Here is a 19,364-nt window from a genome sequence, read left to right on the forward strand (position 1 = left end):
ATCCGGCCTCCCTCTCGGAAGGACACCCCCGTGATGCAACTCATCTGGAACGGCCTGATCGTCGGCTCGTTCTACGCCCTCGTCGCCCTCGGTTACAGCATGGTCTACGGGATCATCAAGCTGCTGAACTTCGCCCACGGCGACATCTACATGCTCGGCGCCTTCACCGGCTTCGCGACCCTCTCCGCCTTCGGCATCTCCAATGAGACCTCGATCCCGCTGCTGCTGGTGATCATGCTGCTCTCGATGGTGACCACCGGCCTGATCGGCGTCGGCATCGAGCGCATCGCCTACCGGCCGCTGCGCAAGAGCCCGCGACTGGCCGTGCTGATCACCGCGATCGGCGTCTCGTTCACCCTCGAGTACGCCGTCCGGCAGATCTTCGGCCCCAACCCCGAGGCGTTCCCCGTGCGGCTCGAGTCGAACGGCTTCGACTTCGCCGGCATGCGCATCACCGCGGCGCAGATCGTGCTCGTCGTGATCGCCGCCGGCCTGATGCTCGTCCTCGCGCACATCGTGGAGCGCACCCGCTCGGGACGGGCCATGCGCGCGATCGCCCTCGATCCGCAGGGTGCCCAGCTGATGGGCATCAACGTCAACCGCGTGATCGCCACCGTGTTCTTCATCGGGTCGGCGCTCGCCGGAGCCGCCGGCGTCATGGCCGGCGCCTACTACGGCTCGATCGACTTCCTGATGGGCTTCATCATCGGCCTGAAGGCGTTCACCGCGGCGGTGATCGGCGGCATCGGCAACCTCTACGGGGCCATGCTGGGCGGCCTGCTGCTCGGACTGCTGGAGTCGTTCGGCTCCGCCTGGTTCGGCGGTGAGTGGCGAGACGTGTTCTCTTTCGCCTTCCTCATCCTGTTCCTCACGTTCAAACCGACCGGGCTCCTCGGCGCCCGCGTCGTCGAGAGGATGTGACATGTCCCGTTCCCAGACACGAGCGGATGCCGCGCTGCGCGCGCCGTCTCCGCTGTTCGACCGTCCGGCGGCTCCCGCCGGCATCCTCAACTCCAACAAGGGGTTCCTGCGGGCGCTGGGCACGCTCGCCGTCGTGCTGCTGGCGGTGCTGCCGTTCATCAACGCGACCCCGTACCTGATGTCGATCGCCACCAGCGCGCTGATCTACGTGATGCTCGCGATGGGGCTGAACGTCGTGGTCGGCTATGCCGGCCTGCTCGACCTCGGCTACATCGCCTTCTTCGCGGTCGGCGCCTACATCTCCGGCATCTTCACCACGGTGCTGGGCTGGCCGATGTGGGCGGCGCTGCCGATGACGATCGTGGCCTGCATCGTGGCCGGCATCATCATCGGCGCCCCGACACTGCGACTGCGCAGCGACTACCTCGCCATCGTCACGCTCGGCTTCGGCGAGATCATCCGGATCACGGCGAACAACCTGCAGATCACCGGCGGACCCTCGGGCATCCACGGCATCCCGACCTGGTCGTTCGGCGACTGGAGCTTCTCCGACGGCTTCACCCTGTTCGGCCTCGAGTTCCCGCAGCGCGTGGTGTTCTACTACTTCGTCGCCGCGGTGGTCGTGCTGGTCGGCGTCATCGGCGCCGGGCGTCTGGCCAAGGGCAAGATGGGCCGGGCCTGGAAGGCCGTGCGCGACGACGAGGACGCCGCCGAGGCGATGGGCATCAACACCTACATCGCCAAGATCACCGCCTACATCATCGGCGCGGTCTGGGCGGGCATCGCGGGTCAGCTGATGGCCACGCACCTCTCGGCGATCAGCCCGAACAGCTTCCAGTTCCTGTACTCGGCGCTGATCCTGATGTCGGTGGTGCTGGGCGGCATGGGATCGACCCCCGGTGTGATCATCGGCGCGCTCTTCGTGTCGCTGGCGCCCGAGCTGCTGCGCGAGTTCTCGGAGTGGCGCTTCCTGATCTTCGGCGTGCTGCTGGTGATCGTCATGCTGTTCCGCCCCGCGGGACTGTGGCCGTCCACCGCGATCCTGCCGTGGCTGAAGAAGCTCAAGCCGGTGCCGCCGCCCACGGCCGGGTTCATGGCGGTTCCCGCGGCATCCGCCAATGAGGATCTCGAGACCGTCGAAGGGGAGGAGACCCGATGAGCGCGTTGCTCGAGGTCAAGGACCTGCGTCTGCAGTTCGGCGGCGTCAAGGCCGTCGACGGACTGAGCTTCACCGTCGAGGCGGGGGAGATCCTGGCGGTGATCGGCCCGAACGGCGCCGGCAAGACCAGCGCGTTCAACTGCATCTCCGGGTTCTACCTGCCCACGTCCGGCTCGGTCGTCTTCGACGGCAGGGACATCGTGCGCCAGGCGCCGTCGTTCTGGCGCAGCCTGCGCCTGGTCGACCTGCTGCAGAGCTTCGGCTTCTACCGCGTGCTGCCCTCCCGGGTGACCAAGTGGGGCATGGCGCGCACCTTCCAGAACCTCCGGCTGTTCCGCGAGCTGAGCGTGCTCGACAACGTCAAGACCGCCATGCACGCGAACATCCGTGAGGGCTTCTGGGCCACGCTGCTGCACACACCGGGCTACCGGAAGGCCGAGCGGGAGTGCGCCGAGCAGGCGCGCGGCTGGCTCGACTTCGTCGGCTTCACGGGGGACGAGAACCTCTACGTCACGCAGCTGCCCTACGGGGAGCAGCGACGAGTCGAGATCGCCCGTGCACTCGCCACCGGGCCCAAGCTGCTGCTGCTGGACGAGCCGGCCGCGGGCCTGAACTTCAACGAGAAGCAGGCGCTGATGCAGCTGATCCGCAGCATCCGGGATCTGGGCGTCGCGGTGGTGCTCATCGAGCACGACATGGGCCTGATCATGAATCTGGCCGAGCGGATCGTGGTGCTCAACTACGGCAAGGAGATCGCCGTGGGCAGCCCCGAGCAGATCAAGAACGACCCGATCGTGATCGAGGCGTACCTGGGCGTCGAGGACGAGCCGCTGGACGAGACCAAGCTGCAGACCGGCACCGTCGATCTGTCGCTGCTGGACGACTCCCTGCTGGACGGCTCGTCGCAGGGCAAGGGCAGGAAGGGGAAGCGCTCATGAGCACTCTGACCGTCGACGCCGCCGACGTCTACTACGGGCGTGTGCACGCGCTGCGCGAGCTGAGCTTCGAGGTCCGCGAGGGCGAGATCGTCTGCCTGCTCGGCAACAACGGCGCGGGCAAGTCCACCACCATGAACATGCTCTCGGGGCTGGTGCGCCCGAAGTCGGGCACGGTGCGCTGGGGCGACATGGATCTGACCACGGCCAAGCCGTGGGACATCGTGTCGGCAGGGCTGATCCACGTGCCCGAGGGGCGACGCATCTTCTCGACCATGACGGTGCACGAGAACCTGCTGCTCGGCGGCTACACGGTGCGGGATCAGAAGCTGATCGCGCAGCGGGTGGATCAGGTGTATCAGCTGATGCCGCGTCTCGCCGAGCGGCGCAAGCAGCAGGGCGGCACGCTCTCCGGCGGTGAGCAGCAGATGGTCGCCATCGGCCGCGCCATCATCGGCGGCCCGAAGCTGCTGCTGCTGGACGAGCCCTCGATGGGGCTGGCGCCCCTGGTGGTCAAGCAGGTCATGGAGACGATCCAGGCGGTCAACGCCCAGGGTGCGACGGTGCTGCTCGTGGAGCAGAACGCGCGTGCCGCGCTGAAGATCGCCGACCGCGCCTACGTCGTGGAGACCGGGCAGACGACCATGGACGGGCCGGCAGCCGAGCTGGCGGCCGATGCCCGGGTCATCGACGCCTACCTCGGCGGCTGATGCACGAGGGATGCACTGCCTGGAGCCGGTGGCGAAGGGCGGTGCATCCCTTCTTCACGCAGAGTAATATGTCACGCGGCACAACTGTCGCGGATGCCGGGATCCCAGCGGTTCCGGACGGAGAAGGAGAACGGATGCGGATCATTGTGATCGGCGCGGGCGCCGTCGGAGCCGCATGCGCGCTGGCGCTCACCGAGGCGGGAGCCGAGGTGATCGTGCTGGATCGCACGGGTGTCGCGGGCGAGACCTCGAGCCGCTGCGAGGGCAACATCCTGGTCTCCGACAAGGAGCCCGGCGCCGAGGCGCTGATGGCCATCGAGGCGAACCGTGCCTGGCGCGAGCTGGCCGCTCGGCTCGACGAGGATCGCGTCCCCGGACAGCCCGCCACCGAGTTCGAGGCCAAGGGCGGCGTGGTCGTGGCGTTCGACGGGGGAGCGTCCGCCCTGGAGCGCTTCGCCGAGACGCAGCGCGAGATCGGCATCCGCGCCGACGTGCTCGACGCAGCTGCATTGCGTGCTGCAGAGCCGCATCTGTCGCCTGAGGTCGCGCTCGGGGTGCACTATCCGGACGACGCGCAGGTGCAGCCGAGTCTCGCCGCGCAGGCCATGCTGGCCCGTGCCAGGCACCTCGGCGCGCAGCTGCGGATCGTGGAGGTCACCGGCGGCGTCGTCGAGGGCGACCGGGTGCGCGGCGTGCAGACCACGGAGGGCCGCATCGACGCGGATGCCGTGGTGAACTGCGCCGGTCCCTGGTCGGGGGATGCCGCGGCACTGTTCGGCTCGGTGCTCGACATCCGTCCGCGTCGCGGCACGATCCTCGTGACCGCGCCCATGCCGCAGCGCGTGTTCCACAAGGTGTACGACGCCGACTACGTCGGCGCGGTCGGATCGGGCGACGCCGCACTGCAGACCTCCACGGTGGTCGAGTCGACTCCGGGCGGCACGGTGCTGATCGGCTCGAGTCGCGAGCGCGTCGGGTTCTCGTCCGACGGGCTGCTGGCGCCGCTCGCCGAGATCGCCGACAAGGCCACCCGGCTGTTCCCCTTCCTGCGCGACACGATGCTGCTGCGCACCTACTTCGGCTTCCGGCCGTACGCACCGGACCACCTCCCCGCGATCGGGGCGGATGCCCGGATCGCGGGCCTGTTCCACGCCGCGGGCCACGAGGGCGCGGGCATCGGGCTGGCCCCGACCACCGGCGCGCTGATCGCCCACGCCGTCCTCGGCACGCCGGCGCCGCTCGACCCGACGCCGTTCCTCCCCTCCCGCCCGACCCTGCAGGGGGCCCTCGCATGAGCGCGCACGTCGGCATCCGCCATCCCCGCGGCATCCGCAGCATCCGCTGTCCCCGGGTCGCGATTGGTCCCGCTTCGACGCTTCCGCCCACGGTCCAGGTCGCAGTTGGTCCCGCTTTCGCGCCGGTTTTCCGGGACGAATCGCGACCTGAAGGTCGGAGGGGCTGGCGTTATCGGGACGAATCGCGACCTGGAGCCCGCAATTTCGAGGAGGGCGCCGCATGAGCGTGACGATCAGCTTCGACGGGCAGACGCTCGAAGGCCAGGACGGGCAGAGCGTCGGCGGCATCCTGCTGGCGAACGGGCAGCGCACCTGGCGCACCGCGGCCGGCGCCGAGCGCGGCATCTTCTGCGGCATCGGCATCTGCCAGGACTGCGTCGTGACCGTCAACGGCACCGAAGGCGTCCGCGCCTGCCAGCGCACCGCCTGCGAGGGCGACGTCATCGAGAGGGAGGCGCGGGCATGACGCGCATCGTCGTGATCGGCGCGGGGCCCGCGGGTCTCGCGGCGGCAGCATCCGCTTCCCAGGCCGGCGCCGACGTGGTGATCGTCGACGAGGGCGAACGCGTCGGCGGCCAGTTCTGGCGGCATCACCCGACGTTCACCGATCCGCGGCTGCAGCATCAGCTGGGCAGGTTCGCCGACCTCGAGAGCGCGCTGCAGCAGGTGCGCGTGCTGTCGTCGGCCAGCGTCTGGCGGGTCGAGGCCGGCACGCCGCTGCGCGTGCACGCGCTGGTCGGTCCGGTGGACGCCGCGCAGCGCCAGGGCGAGACCCTGGAGGCGGATGCCGTGGTGCTGGCCACCGGGGCTCACGACCGCGTGCTTCCCGTGCCGGGCTGGACCCTCCCCGGGGTCACCTCCGCCGGCGCCGTGCAGGCGCTCGCCAAGCGCGACGGCATCGCGCTCGGCACCCGCACCGTCGTCGCAGGTGCGGGTCCCTTCCTGCTCCCCGTGGCGCAGAGCGTAGCGATCCTGGGCGGCGAGGTCGCGGAGGTCGTCGAAGCGGCATCCGTCTCCACGCTGCTCGGGGGCTGGGGCCGCCGGCCCTGGGAGCTCACCGCCGCCGCAGGCAAAGCGGGAGAACTCGGCTCGTACCTGGGCACGCTCATCACGCACCGCACGCCGTACCGGCTGGGCAGCGCCGTGACCCGCATCCACGGCACGAGCGGCGTCGAGGCCGTCACCGTGCAGCGCATCGACCGCGACTGGCGGCCCGTCGCGGGCACGGAGCGCACCGTCGAGTGCGACGCGGTCGCACTGGGGCACGGCTTCACCCCGCGCCTGGAGGCCGCGATCCAGTTCGGCTGCGAGATCACGAGCGATCGGTTCGTCCGCGTCGACGGCCAGCAGCTCACCAGCATCCCCGGCGTGCACGCCGCGGGAGAGATCACCGGCATCGGGGGAGCGGATGCCGCGCTCGCCGAGGGAACGATCGCCGGCTTCGCCGCTGCGGGCGTGCCCGAAGCCGACCTGCGATACCGCGAGCCCCTCAAGGCCCGGCGCCGGATGCGCGCCTTCGCCGAGCGGCTGAAGACCCACGGCATCCGCTCCGGCTGGACCGCCTGGCTCGACGACGACACGATCGTCTGCCGCTGCGAGTCGACCACCCGCGCCACGATCCTCGAGTACGCCGAGGCCTCCATGCGCGGGATGCGGCTCGCCACCCGCGCCGGGCTCGGCCCGTGCCAGGGGCGCACCTGCGGTCGCAGCGTGGAGGACATCATCGGCGCTCCGACGGGCATCGACCGGCGCCCCGTGCTCTCGTCGGTGCGCATCGGCGAACTCGCCGCACACCGATCACCTGCCGCACCCCACCCCGTCGACGGGAGCTGATCCCCGGACTCGTCACCCTGGCGCATCGCAGTAGCGTGTGATATGTTACATATCACTCCCCCACGCGACGAAGGAGCCGCATGAGCACCACCATCGAGATTGAAGACCAGATCGCCTCGCCCGGCGCAGCCGAGGCCCGCCGTGTCCGCAAGGTCATGACGTCCTCGGCCATCGGACACTTCGTCGAATGGTTCGACTTCGCGGTGTACGCCTACGCTGCTCCCGTCATCGCCGCGCTGTTCTTCCCCAAGACCGATGCGGCCGCAGCCCTCATGGCGGTCTTCGCCATCTACGCGGTGGGCTTCGTCGCGCGCCCCGTCGGCGCCTTCCTGCTCGGCAACCTCGGCGACCGCTTCGGCCGCAAGCGCGTGCTCGCCGGCGTGATCCTGGTCATGGGCATCTCGACGACGCTGATCGGCCTGCTCCCGACCTACGCGGTCATCGGCGTCGCGGCACCCGTGCTCCTGGTCGTGCTGCGCATGATCCAGGGCCTGTCCGCTGCCGGCGAGACGATCGGCTCCAACTCCTTCGTGGCCGAGCACTCGCCCACGGCCCGCCGCGGATTCAACGTCGGCATGGTCTACACCTGGTCGAACCTGCCGCCCGTGATCGCGGCTCTGCTGGTGCTCGGCCTGACCACGATGCTCTCGCCGGACGCGTACGAGTCGTGGGGCTGGCGCGTGCCGTTCCTGCTCGGCGCCCCGCTCGCCGTCGTGGGCCTGTACATCCGCACCCGCGTCGACGAGTCGCCGGCCTTCCTGGAGATGCGCGAGAGCCGCCAGGTCGAGAAGGCTCCGATCCGCACGGTGTTCCGCGAGCAGTGGCGCAGCATGCTGGTCTGCTTCAGCATCGCCGCCGTGGCCAGCCTCGGCTACTACTCGCTGACCGGCTACTTCTACTCCTACATGACGGTGACGATCGGCCTGGAGTCCTCCGCCGCTCTGATCTCGAACAGCATCGCGCTGCTCATCACGTTCTTCACGGTGCCCGTGGCGGCGCTCGTCTCCGACCGGATCGGCCGCCGACGGATGCTGCTGATCGCCGGCCTCTTCGGCGCGGTCGTCGCGGTGCCGGCCTATCTGCTGGTCGGTCTCGGCACGCTGGGCGCGGCCATCCTCAGCCAGGGACTCCTCGGCCTCGCGCTCGGACTGTTCTTCGGCCCGGCCGGCCCCGCCTTCGTGGAGCTGTTCCCTGCCCGGGTGCGCTACACCGGCGCATCCATCAGCTACAACCTCGCCTTCACGATCTTCGGAGGCACTGCGCCGCTGCTCGCCACCGGCCTGATCAGCCTGACCGGCTCGACCGTCGCACCCGCCTGGTACGTCGTGATCGTGACCGTGCTGGCACTGCTCGTCGTCCTGACGATGCCTGAGACCAACCGCCGGTCGATGCGCGACTGAGCGCACCGACCCCTGACACCCCCGACAGAACCGCCGCATCCGCGGCGCGACAGATGAGAAAGAGAACAGCTATGACTGACAAGAGCATGGACCTCGGCGGCGTCGTCGTCGCCACGACCCTCGCGTTCAAGGAAGACGCATCGGCGCCGGCGGGCCTGGCCGTCGACTACGACAAGTTCGGCGAGCACGTCGACTTCCTGATGTCGAACGGATGCCGCGGCGTCGGCCCGAACGGCTCGCTCGGCGAGTACTCCTCGCTGACCGACGACGAGCGCCGCAAGGTGATCCAGGTCGCCGTCGAGGCTGTCGACGGCCGTGGCATCGTCATCGCCGGCGTGCACGGCGTGGGCAGCCACCAGGCCCGCCAGTGGGCCGAGTACGCCCGTGAGGACGGCGCCGACGGTGTGCTGCTGCTGCCGCCGACCATCTACCGCGCCAACGAGTCCGAGGTCATCGCGCACTACCAGGAGGTCGCGAAGGTCGGCCTGCCGATCATGGCCTACAACAACCCCTTCGACACCAAGGTCGACCTCGTGCCCTCGCTGGTCGCGAAGCTCGCCGAGATCCCCGAGGTCGTCGCGATCAAGGAGTTCTCGGGCGATGTGCGCCGCGTCTACGAGATCAAGGAGCTCTGCGACATCGACATCATCGCCGGTGCCGACGACGTGCTCTTCGAGCTGATGGTCAACGGTGCCGTGGGCTGGTTCGCCGGTTACCCGAACGCCTTCCCGCGTGAGGCCGTCGAGCTGTACAACCTCTGCGCCGACGGCAACTGGCACGAGGCGAAGGCGCTGTACGAGCAGCTCGTCGCCGTGTTCCGCTGGGACTCGAAGACCGAGTTCGTCCAGGCCATCAAGCTGTCGATGGACATCTGCGGCAACTCCTACGGCGGCCCGACTCGCCCGCCGCGCGGCCCGCTGAGCGACGAGCAGCGCGCCCAGGTCACGGCCGACACCGAGCGCGCCCTGGCCGCCATCGCGGCCCGCGCGGCCGTGGTCGCCTGACGCGTGTGATGATTCAGGGAGGGGATGCCGCGCGTCGGCGTCCCCTCTCTCCCCACTCTCTACTTGGAGGATGCTGATGCGCGCTCGCCGCACCATCCAGGCCGTCGACTCCCACACCGAGGGCATGCCGACCCGCGTCGTCACGGGCGGCGTCGGCCGCATCCCCGGCGCGACCATGAACGACCGTCGCCTGTACGCCATGGAGCACCTCGACGGGCTCCGCGGATTCCTCATGAACGAGCCTCGCGGTCATGCCGCCATGTCGGGCGTACTGCTGCAGCCGCCCGCCCGCGACGACGCGGACTGGGGCATCGTCTTCATCGAGGCATCCGGCTTCCTGCCGATGTGCGGACACGGCACGATCGGCGCCGCCACCGTGCTGGTCGAGACCGGGATGGTGGAGGTGACCGAGCCGGTCACCGAGATCCGCCTCGACGTCCCGGCCGGGCTCGTGATCGCGCGCGTGCGCGTGGAGGACGGCCGCGCCGTCGACGTCACGATCGAGAACGTGCCGAGCTTCGTCGACCGGCTCGACGAGCGCATCGACGTGCCCGGCATCGGCGAGATCACCTACTCGGTCGCCTTCGGCGGCAACTACTACGCCCTCGTCGACCTCGACCAGGTGGGGCTGCCGTTCGACCGGGCCAGGCAGGACGACATCCTCGCGGCGGGGCTGAAGATCATGGATGCGATCAACGAGCAGGCCCCGCCGGTGCATCCGGTGCTGGAGGGCGCGAACCACGTGCACCACGTCGAGTTCATCGCACCGGGCTCGGATGCCGTGCGCTCCCGCCACGCGATGGCGATCCACCCTGGCTGGTTCGACCGCTCGCCCTGCGGCACCGGCACCAGCGCACGGATGGCGGAGCTGCACGCCCGTGGCGAGCTCGCGCTGGACACCGACTTCGTGAACGAGTCGTTCATCGGCACCGAGTTCACCGGGCGGCTCGTGGGGGAGACCGCCGTCGGGGATCGCCCGGCTGTGATCCCCACCATCACCGGACGGGCCTGGGTGACCGGGCTCGGCCAGTACATGCTCGACGAGAACGACCCGTTCCCCGAGGGGTTCGTGTTCTGATGCTCGGTGCTGCGGCGCGGATGCTGTGCGCTTCGCGCGGAGATGTACGCTTCGCGCGGATGAATTCGCGGCATCCGTCCGCGGGAGACGTACTTTTCCGTGGCTGGCGTACACGCGAGCCACGTGCATGAGGCGGGCGAGAGCCCGAGACCTGTGATCGAGACCAAGAGGAGACCGACGTGACCGAGAACCAGAACTTCGAAGAGGTCGCCGCTGCGGCAGCCGCCGCCGCGCGTCCTTTCGCCCGCACCAGCCCGCGCGAGCGCGCCGCGGCGCTCGTGGCCGTCGCCGACGCGCTGGACGCCGCCGGCGGCGAGCTCATCCCGATCGGCATGCGCGAGACCGGCCTGGCCGAGGCGCGGCTGACCGGTGAGCTGCGCCGCACGTCGTGGCAGCTGCGGCTGTTCGCCGACACGATCGTGGACGGCGGATACCTCGACGCCCGCATCGACCTCGCCGACCCGGAGTACGTGATCGGCCCGCGGCCGGACGTGCGGCGGATGCTGGAGCCGGTCGGCCCCGTCCTGAACTTCGCCGCCTCGAACTTCCCGTTCGCGTTCTCGGTGGCGGGCGGCGACTCCGCCGCCGCGCTCGCCGCGGGCTGCCCCGTCATCGTGAAGGCGCACTCCGGGCATCCGGAGCTCTCCCGCGCGACCGCGGCCGTCGTGATCGACGCGCTCGAGGGTGCCGGGATGCCGAAGGGCACGTTCCAGCTGATCAGCGGTCAGGAGAACGGCGTCGCGCTGCTGAAGGACGAGCGCATCCGCGCGGGCGCCTTCACCGGGTCGACGCACGTCGGCCGGATGCTGGCCGACATCGCCGCGTCGCGGCCGGTGCCGATCCCGTTCTACGGCGAGCTGGGCAGTGTGAACCCCGTGTACGCGACGTACGCGGATGCCGCGCTGCTCGACGGCTTCGTCGCATCCGTCGCCGGTTCCGCCGGACAGCTCTGCACCAAGCCCGGCTTCCTGTTCGTGCCGGCCGATGCCGACCTGTCGTCTGTCGGCGGCGCGGCATCCGCGGTCGCCGAGCACCGTCTGCTGAACCCCGGCATCGGGCGCGCGTTCACCCAGCGCCGCGGCGACGTGCTGGGTGCCGAGGGCGTCGACGTGCTCTCTCAGGGCGAGGTGCGCGTGGACGACGACGGGCAGACCTTCGCGACGCCCACGGTCGTCGCGGTCGACGTCGACACGCTGCTGGCCGACCGCGAGGCGCTGCTGGAGGAGTCGTTCGGACCCCTGTCGGTGGTCGTGCGCTACCAGGATCGTGACGCCCTGCCGGCGCTGCACGCCGAGCTGTTCCCCGGCAACCTCACCTCCACCGTGCACGCGCGCGAGTCGGAGCTGGAGGACGGATCGCTGGCCGAGCTCGTCGACGCGCTCGCCGAGACCAGCGGCCGTGTGCTGTTCGGCGGCTGGCCGACCGGCGTCTCGGTCACCCCGGCCATGCAGCACGGCGGCCCGTACCCGGCCACCACGAGCGACGGCACCAGCGTCGGCACCGCGGCCATCACGCGCTTCCTGCGCGGCGTGGCCTACCAGGGCGCCCCGCAGGAGCTGCTGCCCGTCCCGCTGCAGGACGCGAACCCCTGGGGCGTGCCGCAGAGCATCAGCCGCGCAGGCAACTCGACCTCGTGGGGCGCTTCGGTGCGCTGAGCCGGCTCATGTCGACGGCGAGAGCACCACTCGCCGTCGACAGCACCGGTTGCCGACGCCGCTAGGTGGTGCACTCGACGGCAACTGGTGCGGTCGCGCTCGGCAACGTCAGGCGGTATGCGCGGGCCTGTCAGTCGTGCAGGCGCAGATGCAGCAGCGGGTACGGGCGTCCGGCGTCGTCGAGCTCGCTGCGTCCGATGACCTCGAACCCGCGGCGAGCGTAGAACGCGGCGGCATCCGGGTTCTGCTCGTTGACGTCGACTCGGGTGACCGAGGACTCGGCGATGGCGTGCGCGAGCAGCGCCGATCCGATTCCGGCGCCTCGGTGTGCGGCATCCACGAACAGCATCTCGAGTGCGCCGTCGAGCGTGCCGGCGAAGCCCACCGCACGGCCGTCGATCTCCGCCACGGCCAGCTCGACGGCGGGGAAGTAGTCGGATGCCAGGTGCGCCTGGATCTCGTCGCGATCGGCATCCGAGAGGAAGTGGTGCGTGGCGTCGACCGCACTCCGCCAGATGCTGACGAGCGCGGGGTGCTCGGTCGCGCCGAAGGACGGCCGGATCAGGATCTCACTCACCCCTCGACGCTACTCGGACGCGCGCTGCGCGCGCGCCACTGCCGCGCGCGCGAGTGCACCACGTGGCGTCGAGCGCACCGCTTACCGACGTCGCCAGGCGGTGCACTCGTCGGCAGACGGTGCGCTCGAGCGCAGAATCAGACCACGACGCCGCCGCGCACCACCGTCACGCGAGCATCCTGCCGCCACAGGGCGCTGGGGTCGGCAAGGGGATCGGATGCCAGCAGCACGGCGTCTCCGTAGGCGCCCTCGCCCAGGTGCCCGAGTGCGTCATCGCCGATGAGTTCGGCGTTCACGGAGGTCATCGAGCGCAGCGTCTCGGCCGCGCTCGACGCCTCGACCTGCAGGCGGATGCCGGCGAGCTGGTCGTCTTCGAGGTCGCCCATCAGGTCGGTGCCGAAGCCGACCCGGACGCCCGCGGCGTGCGCGAGGCGCACGGCATCCTGCCCCTTCTCCAGCACGACCGCGTTCTTCGCGAGCGAGGTCTCGTTCAGGCCGATCTCGGCGCCGCGACGGTCCATGGCGTCGTAGGCGGCGAGGGTCGGCACGAGGAACGCACCAGCCTCGGCCATGAGCTCGGCCGTCGCCCGGTCGATCAGGTTGCCGTGCTCGATGGAGCGGATGCCGGCGGCGAGGGCGTGCTGCACGGCCTCGGACGAGTAGGCGTGCGCGCACACGTAGCTGCCGCGGCGGGTCGCCTCGTCCACCACCGCGCGCAGCTCCTCGGCCGAGTACTGCGGGTTGCGGATCGGGTCGACCAGCGAGAAGACCCCGCCGGACGCCATCACCTTGATCGCGTGCGCACCGGTGCGCAGCCGGTTCCGCACCGCCAGTCGCAGGGCATCCACGCCGTCGACGACCTCGCACATGTGCCCGTGAGAGAAGCACACGTCCACGTGCGCCGACCGCGGGTCGCCGTGCCCGCCGGTCTGGCTGAGCGCCGGGCCCGTGAAGTGGTAGCGCGGAGAGGGGAAGAGGTCGGCATCCACGGCCTGCGCCAGGCCGATGTCGCCGCCGGCGACATCGCGCACGGTCGTGAAGCCGCGCTCCAGCGCGCGGGTGAGACGCCGGGTGCCGTTGATCGCGGTGAAGCTGAGGGGACCTCGTTCGTTCTCGAAGCCGTCCATGCTGGTCGCGTAGGCGTGGAAGTGGGCGTCGATGAGGCCGGGGATCAGCCAGCGGCCGGAAGCATCCAGCTTCTCGGCATCCGCTCCGGCCTCGGCTGCGGACACGACCCGTCCCCCGAGGATGTGCACGTCGCGGGCGGCGAAGCCCGCGCCGGCCCAGACCTGGGCGCCGGTGATGGTGAGAGATGCGGTGCGCATGCTTTACTCCTCAGACAAGTCAGCGAAGGCTGAAGCCGGACGGGAGCGGGTCGCCCTCGTCGAGTTCGAACGTCGATGTGCCGACGCGGTGCGCCATCCCGCTGACCTCGGGGATCACGCCGCGGTCCGTGCGCTCGGCGATCCGAGCCAGGAAGCGCGTGTCGATGATCGAGTCGTGGGTGAGCACCTCGCCGTCGGCGAGCTCGCCGGTCGCGGCGAGCAGGGCGACGCGGGCGGCGGTGCCGGAGCCGCACGGGCTGCGGTCCACCTCGCCGTCGGCGAAGACGGTGACGTTGCGCTGGTGCGGGCCCTCCGCGGTGCGGCCGAGGTCGTCGAACAGGATGGTGCCGTAGACGCCGCTGAGCCGGGCATCCTCCAGCTGCGCAGACGGATGCTCGTTGAGCGCCCACTTGATCTCGCGGCCGATCGCGATGAGGTCGGCGGTGTGCTCGGGAGTCACCTGGAGTCCGACGGCGGATGCCGGGAGCGTGGCGTACACGGCGCCGCCGAAGACCAGATCGACGACGACCTCGCCGCGGGAGGTGCGAAGCGGGATGCCGCGCTCGAGCACGCGCGACTCGACGTTGCGGAACACGATGTCCTCGATGCGTCCGCCGCTCTGGCGCACGCGCGCCTGCACGCGGCCGCTGGGCACGTCGATGGTCACGATGGTCTCGCCGTCGGGGTCGGAGGGCACGCGACCGGTGCGCACGGCCCACGCGCCGAGAGCGATCGTGCCGTGCCCGCAGGCGGTGGAGAAGCCGTCCTTGTGCCAGAACAGCACGCCGAAGTCGGCGCCCTCGTCGTCGCCCGGCGTGATGAAACCGCCGTACATGTCGTCGTGTCCGCGCGGCTCCAGGCAGAGGAAACGACGGATGCTGTCGGCCTCGCCCGTGATCGCCTCCACGCGGCGCTCGGCGACGGTCGTGCCGTGCGTCGGCACGTCCTGCACGATGCGGAACGGCTCGCCTGCCGTGTGCCAGTCCTCGGTGCTCCAGTGCATTCGGGGTCCTCTCGGGGTGTGATCGGCCGGCTCAGACGGCCAGGCGGGCGACGGCGAGGTCCTGCCAGCCCATGCCGCAGGTCTTCACGATGCGCGGCCGGTCGGTCGCCGGGGGGACGGCGCCGGTGAACAGGTCGTGCATGGTGACCAGGTCGGCCTCCGCCAGCGCGCCAGCCGCGATGGCGCGGATCACGTCGCCGGCCTCCGAGGTCGCGACGCGCAGGCTCTCGACGACGACCTGCGAGCGGCCGACCAGCGCCGGGTCGAGCTCGGCCTTCTGCGGCTCGTGCGAGCCGATCGCGACGATGGTCGCGTCCTCGCGCACCTGGTCGGAGGGGAAGAGGGGATCGGATGCCGTGGTCGCGCACACGATCAGGTCGGCGGTGCGCACGGCATCCGGGGTTCCGACGGTGATCTCGGCATCCGGGGCGAACGCGCGGGACTCCTCGACCGCCGCCGCGGCGCGATCGGGGTCGCGGCCGATCAGGCGGACGGTGCGCAGCGGACGGATGGCCTGGAGCGCCTCGACGTGTCGGACGGCCTGCGGCCCGGTGCCGAAGATGACCACGTCGCCGGCATCCGGCCGGGCGAGCAGGTCGACGCTGGCGATGGAGACCGCGGGCGTGCGCAGGCTGGTGAGCGCGGTGCCGTCGAGGATCGCGGTCGGCGCGAGGGTGGTGCCGTCGAGCAGGATGTACACCGCCTGGATGCGCTCGAGCCCGAGCGCGGGGTTACCGGGCGCGACCGTGGCGAACTTCTGGCCGACGGCGCCGTCGACGGCAGCGGGCATGAGCAGCAGCTGCCCGTTGGGCACGTCGAGGATGCCGCGGGGGAGGTCGCCCTCGGGATCAAATCCGGCACGCAGGACGCGCTGCAGCTCGGCGATCGCGGCGGACATGCTGACCCGTTCGGCGATGGACTGAGCGTTGACGAGGGTGAGGTCGGCGATCACGTCGGGCATGACTCGAGCCTAGCTCGGTAATATGTCACGCGCTAGCCTGCGTGGCTTCGCGCCTCGATTCGCGCGCAGGCCCGTCCGTATCGTAAGCTGGACGACGGTGACGTGTCCGAGCGGCCGAAGGTGCAACTCTCGAAAAGTTGTGTAGGGTAACCCCCTACCGTGGGTTCAAATCCCACCGTCACCGCCAGTGTGATGTCTCAGGACATCGCGAACGGCTGAACCTCCGGTTTCCGGGGGTTCAGCCGTTTTTCGTTGGGCGTTGTGGGTCTTATCGGCAAGAACGGGTGGATGGGGTCTGGCGTGTCATCCTCGTCCGGCCCACCCTGATCGGACCCAGAGGCCTTCGGCGGCGTCGAGTCCGGTGCCGTAGAGACGTTGCACGCTCGGGTGGGGCCAGGCGTTCGCGAGCGCGGAGCGGATACCGGAACCGCCGTCGGTGACGACGACACGCGGGTCGGGGACCTGCTCGAACAGGGACTGCCGAGCAGCGGTCATCTCCCCGCCGCACCACTGCCTGGCAATCAGGCTCTTCACGAACGAGGGTGTAGCGCCGGTCTGAAGCCGCCTGATTCGAGGAGGCTACGGGCGATGTAGTTGGTGAGGTTTCCGGAAGCCGAGCGCGGATCCGCGGAGGTGCTCGAGCCAGCCATTGATCGCCTCTGTCGGCTCGTTGCTGGTCCCGGGCCGGTCGAAGTAGGCGAGGATGTCCGCGGCGCGGCGTTTCACAGTTCTGCCGAGCAGGCGAACCTCCGCAAGGCCGGCGGCGATCGCGTCGACGAGCGCCCGCATCACGACCTTTCCATTGCGTCTGTCGGGTTCCCGGTACGCGGCGACGAGGCGCTGATAGATGCCAAGGTCGCTTCGACCTGTACGTGATCATCGTTCGCGAACAGGGCGGTGAAACGGCATGTTGCTTCTCGGTGAGCGGCTCCTGCCCGGTGTTGTCAAGTTGTCCAAGTGCGAATGGATCGGTTTACGAAGCTCTACCGTGGAGCATTCCCTTACGCGCCAGAGTCGGCCATGGCTTCTAGCGCGGGATCTCTCCCTTGGGTTATGTCGCGGTGATCAATGTCCCCTGCCCACTTCAACAGGTCTTCATCGAGTATCTCGTCGTAGGCCTCCCTCATCCACGCCGCCGAATCGTCGAGGTATTGTCTATCGCCGGTCGCCTCGAATATTTCTCTAGCAACCTCTTGATGTGCCAAGTATGCGTACTTGTTGTTGGTCCACCGCGCGATTCCCCACTCCGCTGAGATGCGCGCAGTTTGCAGCAACGCGAGATAGTCGTCAGTCCCCAACGACTTGAGATCTGCCGCCCGGAGGAGATCCAGCTTGATCTTGTATCGGTGAATCGGCGGATCCAAGTTGACCGCAGCTTCTGCGCGAGATATTGCGGATGCGCTTTCACTGATGTTACCGAGACGTATGTGTGTTGCGATCAGACGGTGCCACGGGACTCGATTATTGCTGCGCGAGGCGAGGAGTTCGAGAAGGCGAACTTTTTCATCTGTACTCTGAACTCGGCCGATTGCGTATTCGTTGTCGCATAGAGCCGGAACGAGTTGCCTGTCAAGTAGCATCGCTGAGTTCAGTGATCGAATGATTCTTTGCAGGAGATAGATCAGTTCGGATTGATCCGAAAACTTGTAGAAGGCGATGATTTCCGCGATTACGCGATGGCGAGTGTTCCAGCTGTAGACTCCGTCCTTTGCGTGGACGAGGTTCTGTTGCAGTATGCCCTGCGCATTCTTGACAATTCCGTCGATCTCGCTCCAGTCAATTCCCATCACTTCCATGACCAGTTGGCGAGCGGGTATACCATGAGATGCCTCCAGTAGCGCAACGCATTTGTAGGCTTCTGCGACTGGTTCCGGAAGGCTAGCGAATTCTTCCAGAATGATGCGATCGACTGTGTCTCCGGGAAAACAATACTTTAGGGCGACAAACATATCCGCCTTGCATACCTGTGTAACGGCATCTATTTGGCTCCGTGCGGAAGAGTTCGCAAAGGCTGGCTGCAGGAGGGCACGGATTTCGGGAACGGTGCGGCATAGTGCAACGAGGTTTTTTACATCTTCGTGTGTCAGTGTGCTCAAGTTGGCGGTCCACCCGTGCTTCTGCAGGCCAGGGTGTTTGGTGCGTGCGTGCCATTGGCCACTTTGAGCCGTGATCACAAGGTTGAGAGACTTCAGGGATTGAGACTCAACTTCTTGACAGAGGCGGTTGATGGCGTTGAGGTGTCGTGCGGCATCGTCGACTAGAAGGGTGACGAAGACTCCTGACTGCTCGGCCTTCTTGGCGACTCGTAACCACTCGGCATGGTCGAGTTCGAACTCACTCTTATGTTCGTATGTCAAGTGGCCCACGCTCGCGGCACGAGCCAGCACCCTTCGCGCGAGCGTCGACTTACCGGTGCCCGAAGCCCCGAGGATGAGGATGTACCGTCTCTCCTCGGAGATGAGTTCCTCGAACATAACCGACTCGATCGAGCGCTCAAATGTGAATCCTGACGCGACGTCTCCGTGGGTGGCGGAGCCGCCGTCAAACAGACGCCGAGCGTTGCCGGGCAGTGTGCTTGCGACCGAGCACTCCAGCGTTCTATGCAGCAACGCCTGAGGAAGGGTCGCATTCGGCGGCTGGGGTGACAAGTCTTCGCCTCCCGTTACGACGACCTGCAAGAGCTCCGACAGTGACCCCTGCGCGGCACGGATGTTCCGATCTGCCAATACGCCAATGCGGGTAGTGTCAGATGAGTAGAGAAGCATCAACGTCCGATTGGACGTGGCCTGCTTCCGTGCTCGGCGGGCTACGGTGTTGACGAGGTCCTTCAGATGGGGATCGCTCATGGAGTGACCAATGATCAGAAGATCCTTGGTCTGCGCGTCGAAGTCAAGTTTGCTGAACAGTGCCTCTCTGTAGTCGCCGTACTCTGAGTAATCGTCCTCTGTGAGCAACATCGAAACGTTGTGTCCGAGTGAGCGATCTTGGGAGATGCATCCATGGATCTTGATGACTTCCCGTTCGCCTTTGTCGAGGTTTGCGAAGTCGTGGTTTGACCGAATGACGGTGGTCGGGAATCCTCGTGCCCGTGAAGCTTCCTCAAACAACGTGTCATAGTTTGTGGTGTAAACGCGCGCCCAGGGGAGTGAAGCGAGTCCGAGGAGGCTTCCGTCAGGTTTGAGAGTACCCAACTTGTCTCGTACCGCTTCTACCAAGGCACGACGGCCATACTGGTGCTCGAGGAGACTCGAAGCCTCTGCAAGATCGTCGGAATCTATCTGACCGCCAGATACCTCGTTGCACAAATACTGGGCGAAACCCGCGCCCGTCATGCCGCCAGCAGGAATGCTCGCCCCGGCCCCGAGTAGCAGAACAGTTCGGGTGGGGTCGATGGTTCGAGCGAGTTCGGAGAGCTCCATCCTTGGAGTCTGGCCTCGGCGTCGGGTTACAAGCAAGTCGGAAGCTGAAGCGTGGCCTACCGAAGAACCCGCCGGCCATCGTGCGCTGA

The 19,364-nt window shown here is 68.4% G+C and carries 17 protein-coding genes, 1 tRNA gene and 1 pseudogene; 12 read left to right on the top strand and 7 right to left on the bottom strand.

The features are described from left to right. The first annotated feature begins 33 nt into the window (after positions 1-33). From ACTJJ4_RS08485 to ACTJJ4_RS08535, 11 genes are all read left to right on the top strand, one after another. On the top strand, positions 34-921 hold the full coding sequence (locus tag ACTJJ4_RS08485) for a branched-chain amino acid ABC transporter permease (protein ID WP_440943259.1): 888 nt from the start codon (positions 34-36) through the stop codon (positions 919-921). A 1-nt stretch (position 922) separates the two neighbouring features. Then, positions 923-2,080: a branched-chain amino acid ABC transporter permease gene (locus ACTJJ4_RS08490; RefSeq protein ID WP_440942923.1), complete on the top strand. Its 1,158-nt coding sequence runs from the start codon at positions 923-925 to the stop codon at positions 2,078-2,080. Then, positions 2,077-3,018, top strand: a complete 942-nt coding sequence (locus ACTJJ4_RS08495) for an ABC transporter ATP-binding protein (protein WP_440942924.1) — start codon at positions 2,077-2,079, stop codon at positions 3,016-3,018. The genes ACTJJ4_RS08490 and ACTJJ4_RS08495 overlap by 4 nt, the downstream gene beginning before the upstream one ends. Further along, on the top strand, positions 3,015-3,725 hold the full coding sequence (locus tag ACTJJ4_RS08500) for an ABC transporter ATP-binding protein (protein WP_440942925.1): 711 nt from the start codon (positions 3,015-3,017) through the stop codon (positions 3,723-3,725). The genes ACTJJ4_RS08495 and ACTJJ4_RS08500 overlap by 4 nt, the downstream gene beginning before the upstream one ends. A 134-nt stretch (positions 3,726-3,859) precedes the next feature. Further along, positions 3,860-5,020 carry an NAD(P)/FAD-dependent oxidoreductase gene (locus tag ACTJJ4_RS08505; RefSeq protein WP_440942926.1) on the top strand — a complete coding sequence of 387 codons (1,161 nt, stop codon included), beginning with the start codon at positions 3,860-3,862 and terminating at the stop codon, positions 5,018-5,020. A 220-nt stretch (positions 5,021-5,240) separates the two neighbouring features. Next, positions 5,241-5,486: a (2Fe-2S)-binding protein gene (locus ACTJJ4_RS08510; RefSeq protein WP_440942927.1), complete on the top strand. Its 246-nt coding sequence runs from the start codon at positions 5,241-5,243 to the stop codon at positions 5,484-5,486. Next, positions 5,483-6,853, top strand: a complete 1,371-nt coding sequence (locus tag ACTJJ4_RS08515; RefSeq protein WP_440942928.1) for an FAD-dependent oxidoreductase — start codon at positions 5,483-5,485, stop codon at positions 6,851-6,853. The genes ACTJJ4_RS08510 and ACTJJ4_RS08515 overlap by 4 nt, the downstream gene beginning before the upstream one ends. 80 nt (positions 6,854-6,933) lie before the next feature. Then, positions 6,934-8,253: an MFS transporter gene (locus ACTJJ4_RS08520; RefSeq protein WP_440942929.1), complete on the top strand. Its 1,320-nt coding sequence runs from the start codon at positions 6,934-6,936 to the stop codon at positions 8,251-8,253. Between the two features lie 71 nt (positions 8,254-8,324). Beyond that, complete coding sequence (locus ACTJJ4_RS08525; protein ID WP_440942930.1) at positions 8,325-9,257, top strand: dihydrodipicolinate synthase family protein; 933 nt, start codon at positions 8,325-8,327, stop codon at positions 9,255-9,257. Positions 9,258-9,333: 76 nt separating this feature from the next. Next, positions 9,334-10,335 (top strand): proline racemase family protein, encoded by a 1,002-nt coding sequence (locus ACTJJ4_RS08530; protein ID WP_440942931.1) that lies wholly within the window; start codon positions 9,334-9,336, stop codon positions 10,333-10,335. 179 nt (positions 10,336-10,514) lie between these two features. Then, positions 10,515-11,990: an aldehyde dehydrogenase (NADP(+)) gene (locus tag ACTJJ4_RS08535; RefSeq protein ID WP_440942932.1), complete on the top strand. Its 1,476-nt coding sequence runs from the start codon at positions 10,515-10,517 to the stop codon at positions 11,988-11,990. Positions 11,991-12,120: 130 nt separating this feature from the next. Here the strand turns inward: ACTJJ4_RS08535 and ACTJJ4_RS08540 are convergent, their stop codons facing one another. The 4 genes from ACTJJ4_RS08540 to ACTJJ4_RS08555 form a co-directional block, all read right to left on the bottom strand. After that, positions 12,121-12,567, bottom strand: a complete 447-nt coding sequence (locus ACTJJ4_RS08540) for an acetyltransferase (RefSeq protein ID WP_440942933.1) — start codon at positions 12,565-12,567, stop codon at positions 12,121-12,123. A gap of 137 nt (positions 12,568-12,704) precedes the next feature. Then, positions 12,705-13,892 carry an amidohydrolase family protein gene (locus tag ACTJJ4_RS08545; protein ID WP_440942934.1) on the bottom strand — a complete coding sequence of 396 codons (1,188 nt, stop codon included), beginning with the start codon at positions 13,890-13,892 and terminating at the stop codon, positions 12,705-12,707. Between the two features lie 19 nt (positions 13,893-13,911). Beyond that, positions 13,912-14,895 carry a proline racemase family protein gene (locus ACTJJ4_RS08550; RefSeq protein ID WP_440942935.1) on the bottom strand — a complete coding sequence of 328 codons (984 nt, stop codon included), beginning with the start codon at positions 14,893-14,895 and terminating at the stop codon, positions 13,912-13,914. Positions 14,896-14,926: 31 nt separating this feature from the next. After that, entirely contained in the window at positions 14,927-15,856 is a 930-nt protein-coding gene (locus tag ACTJJ4_RS08555) for an ornithine cyclodeaminase family protein (RefSeq protein WP_440942936.1), read from the bottom strand. A gap of 96 nt (positions 15,857-15,952) precedes the next feature. Between ACTJJ4_RS08555 and ACTJJ4_RS08560 the strand changes: the two genes are divergently transcribed. Continuing rightward, positions 15,953-16,043, top strand: a tRNA-Ser gene (locus tag ACTJJ4_RS08560). A 116-nt stretch (positions 16,044-16,159) separates the two neighbouring features. Here the strand turns inward: ACTJJ4_RS08560 and ACTJJ4_RS08565 are convergent. The 3 genes and pseudogenes from ACTJJ4_RS08565 to ACTJJ4_RS08575 form a co-directional block, all read right to left on the bottom strand. Then, positions 16,160-16,390, bottom strand: coding sequence for a hypothetical protein (locus ACTJJ4_RS08565; protein WP_440942937.1), 231 nt, complete (start codon positions 16,388-16,390; stop codon positions 16,160-16,162). Then, a pseudogene (locus ACTJJ4_RS08570) lies at positions 16,387-16,799 on the bottom strand (transposase); the annotation flags it as partial. The pseudogene ACTJJ4_RS08570 and the gene ACTJJ4_RS08565, both read right to left, overlap by 4 nt. Positions 16,800-16,857: 58 nt before the next feature. Next, positions 16,858-19,275, bottom strand: a complete 2,418-nt coding sequence (locus ACTJJ4_RS08575) for an SIR2 family protein (protein ID WP_440942938.1) — start codon at positions 19,273-19,275, stop codon at positions 16,858-16,860. Positions 19,276-19,364: the final 89 nt, after the last annotated feature.

It is taken from the genome of Microbacterium sp. 22195, from assembly GCF_052056515.1.
Lineage (GTDB): Bacteria > Actinomycetota > Actinomycetes > Actinomycetales > Microbacteriaceae > Microbacterium.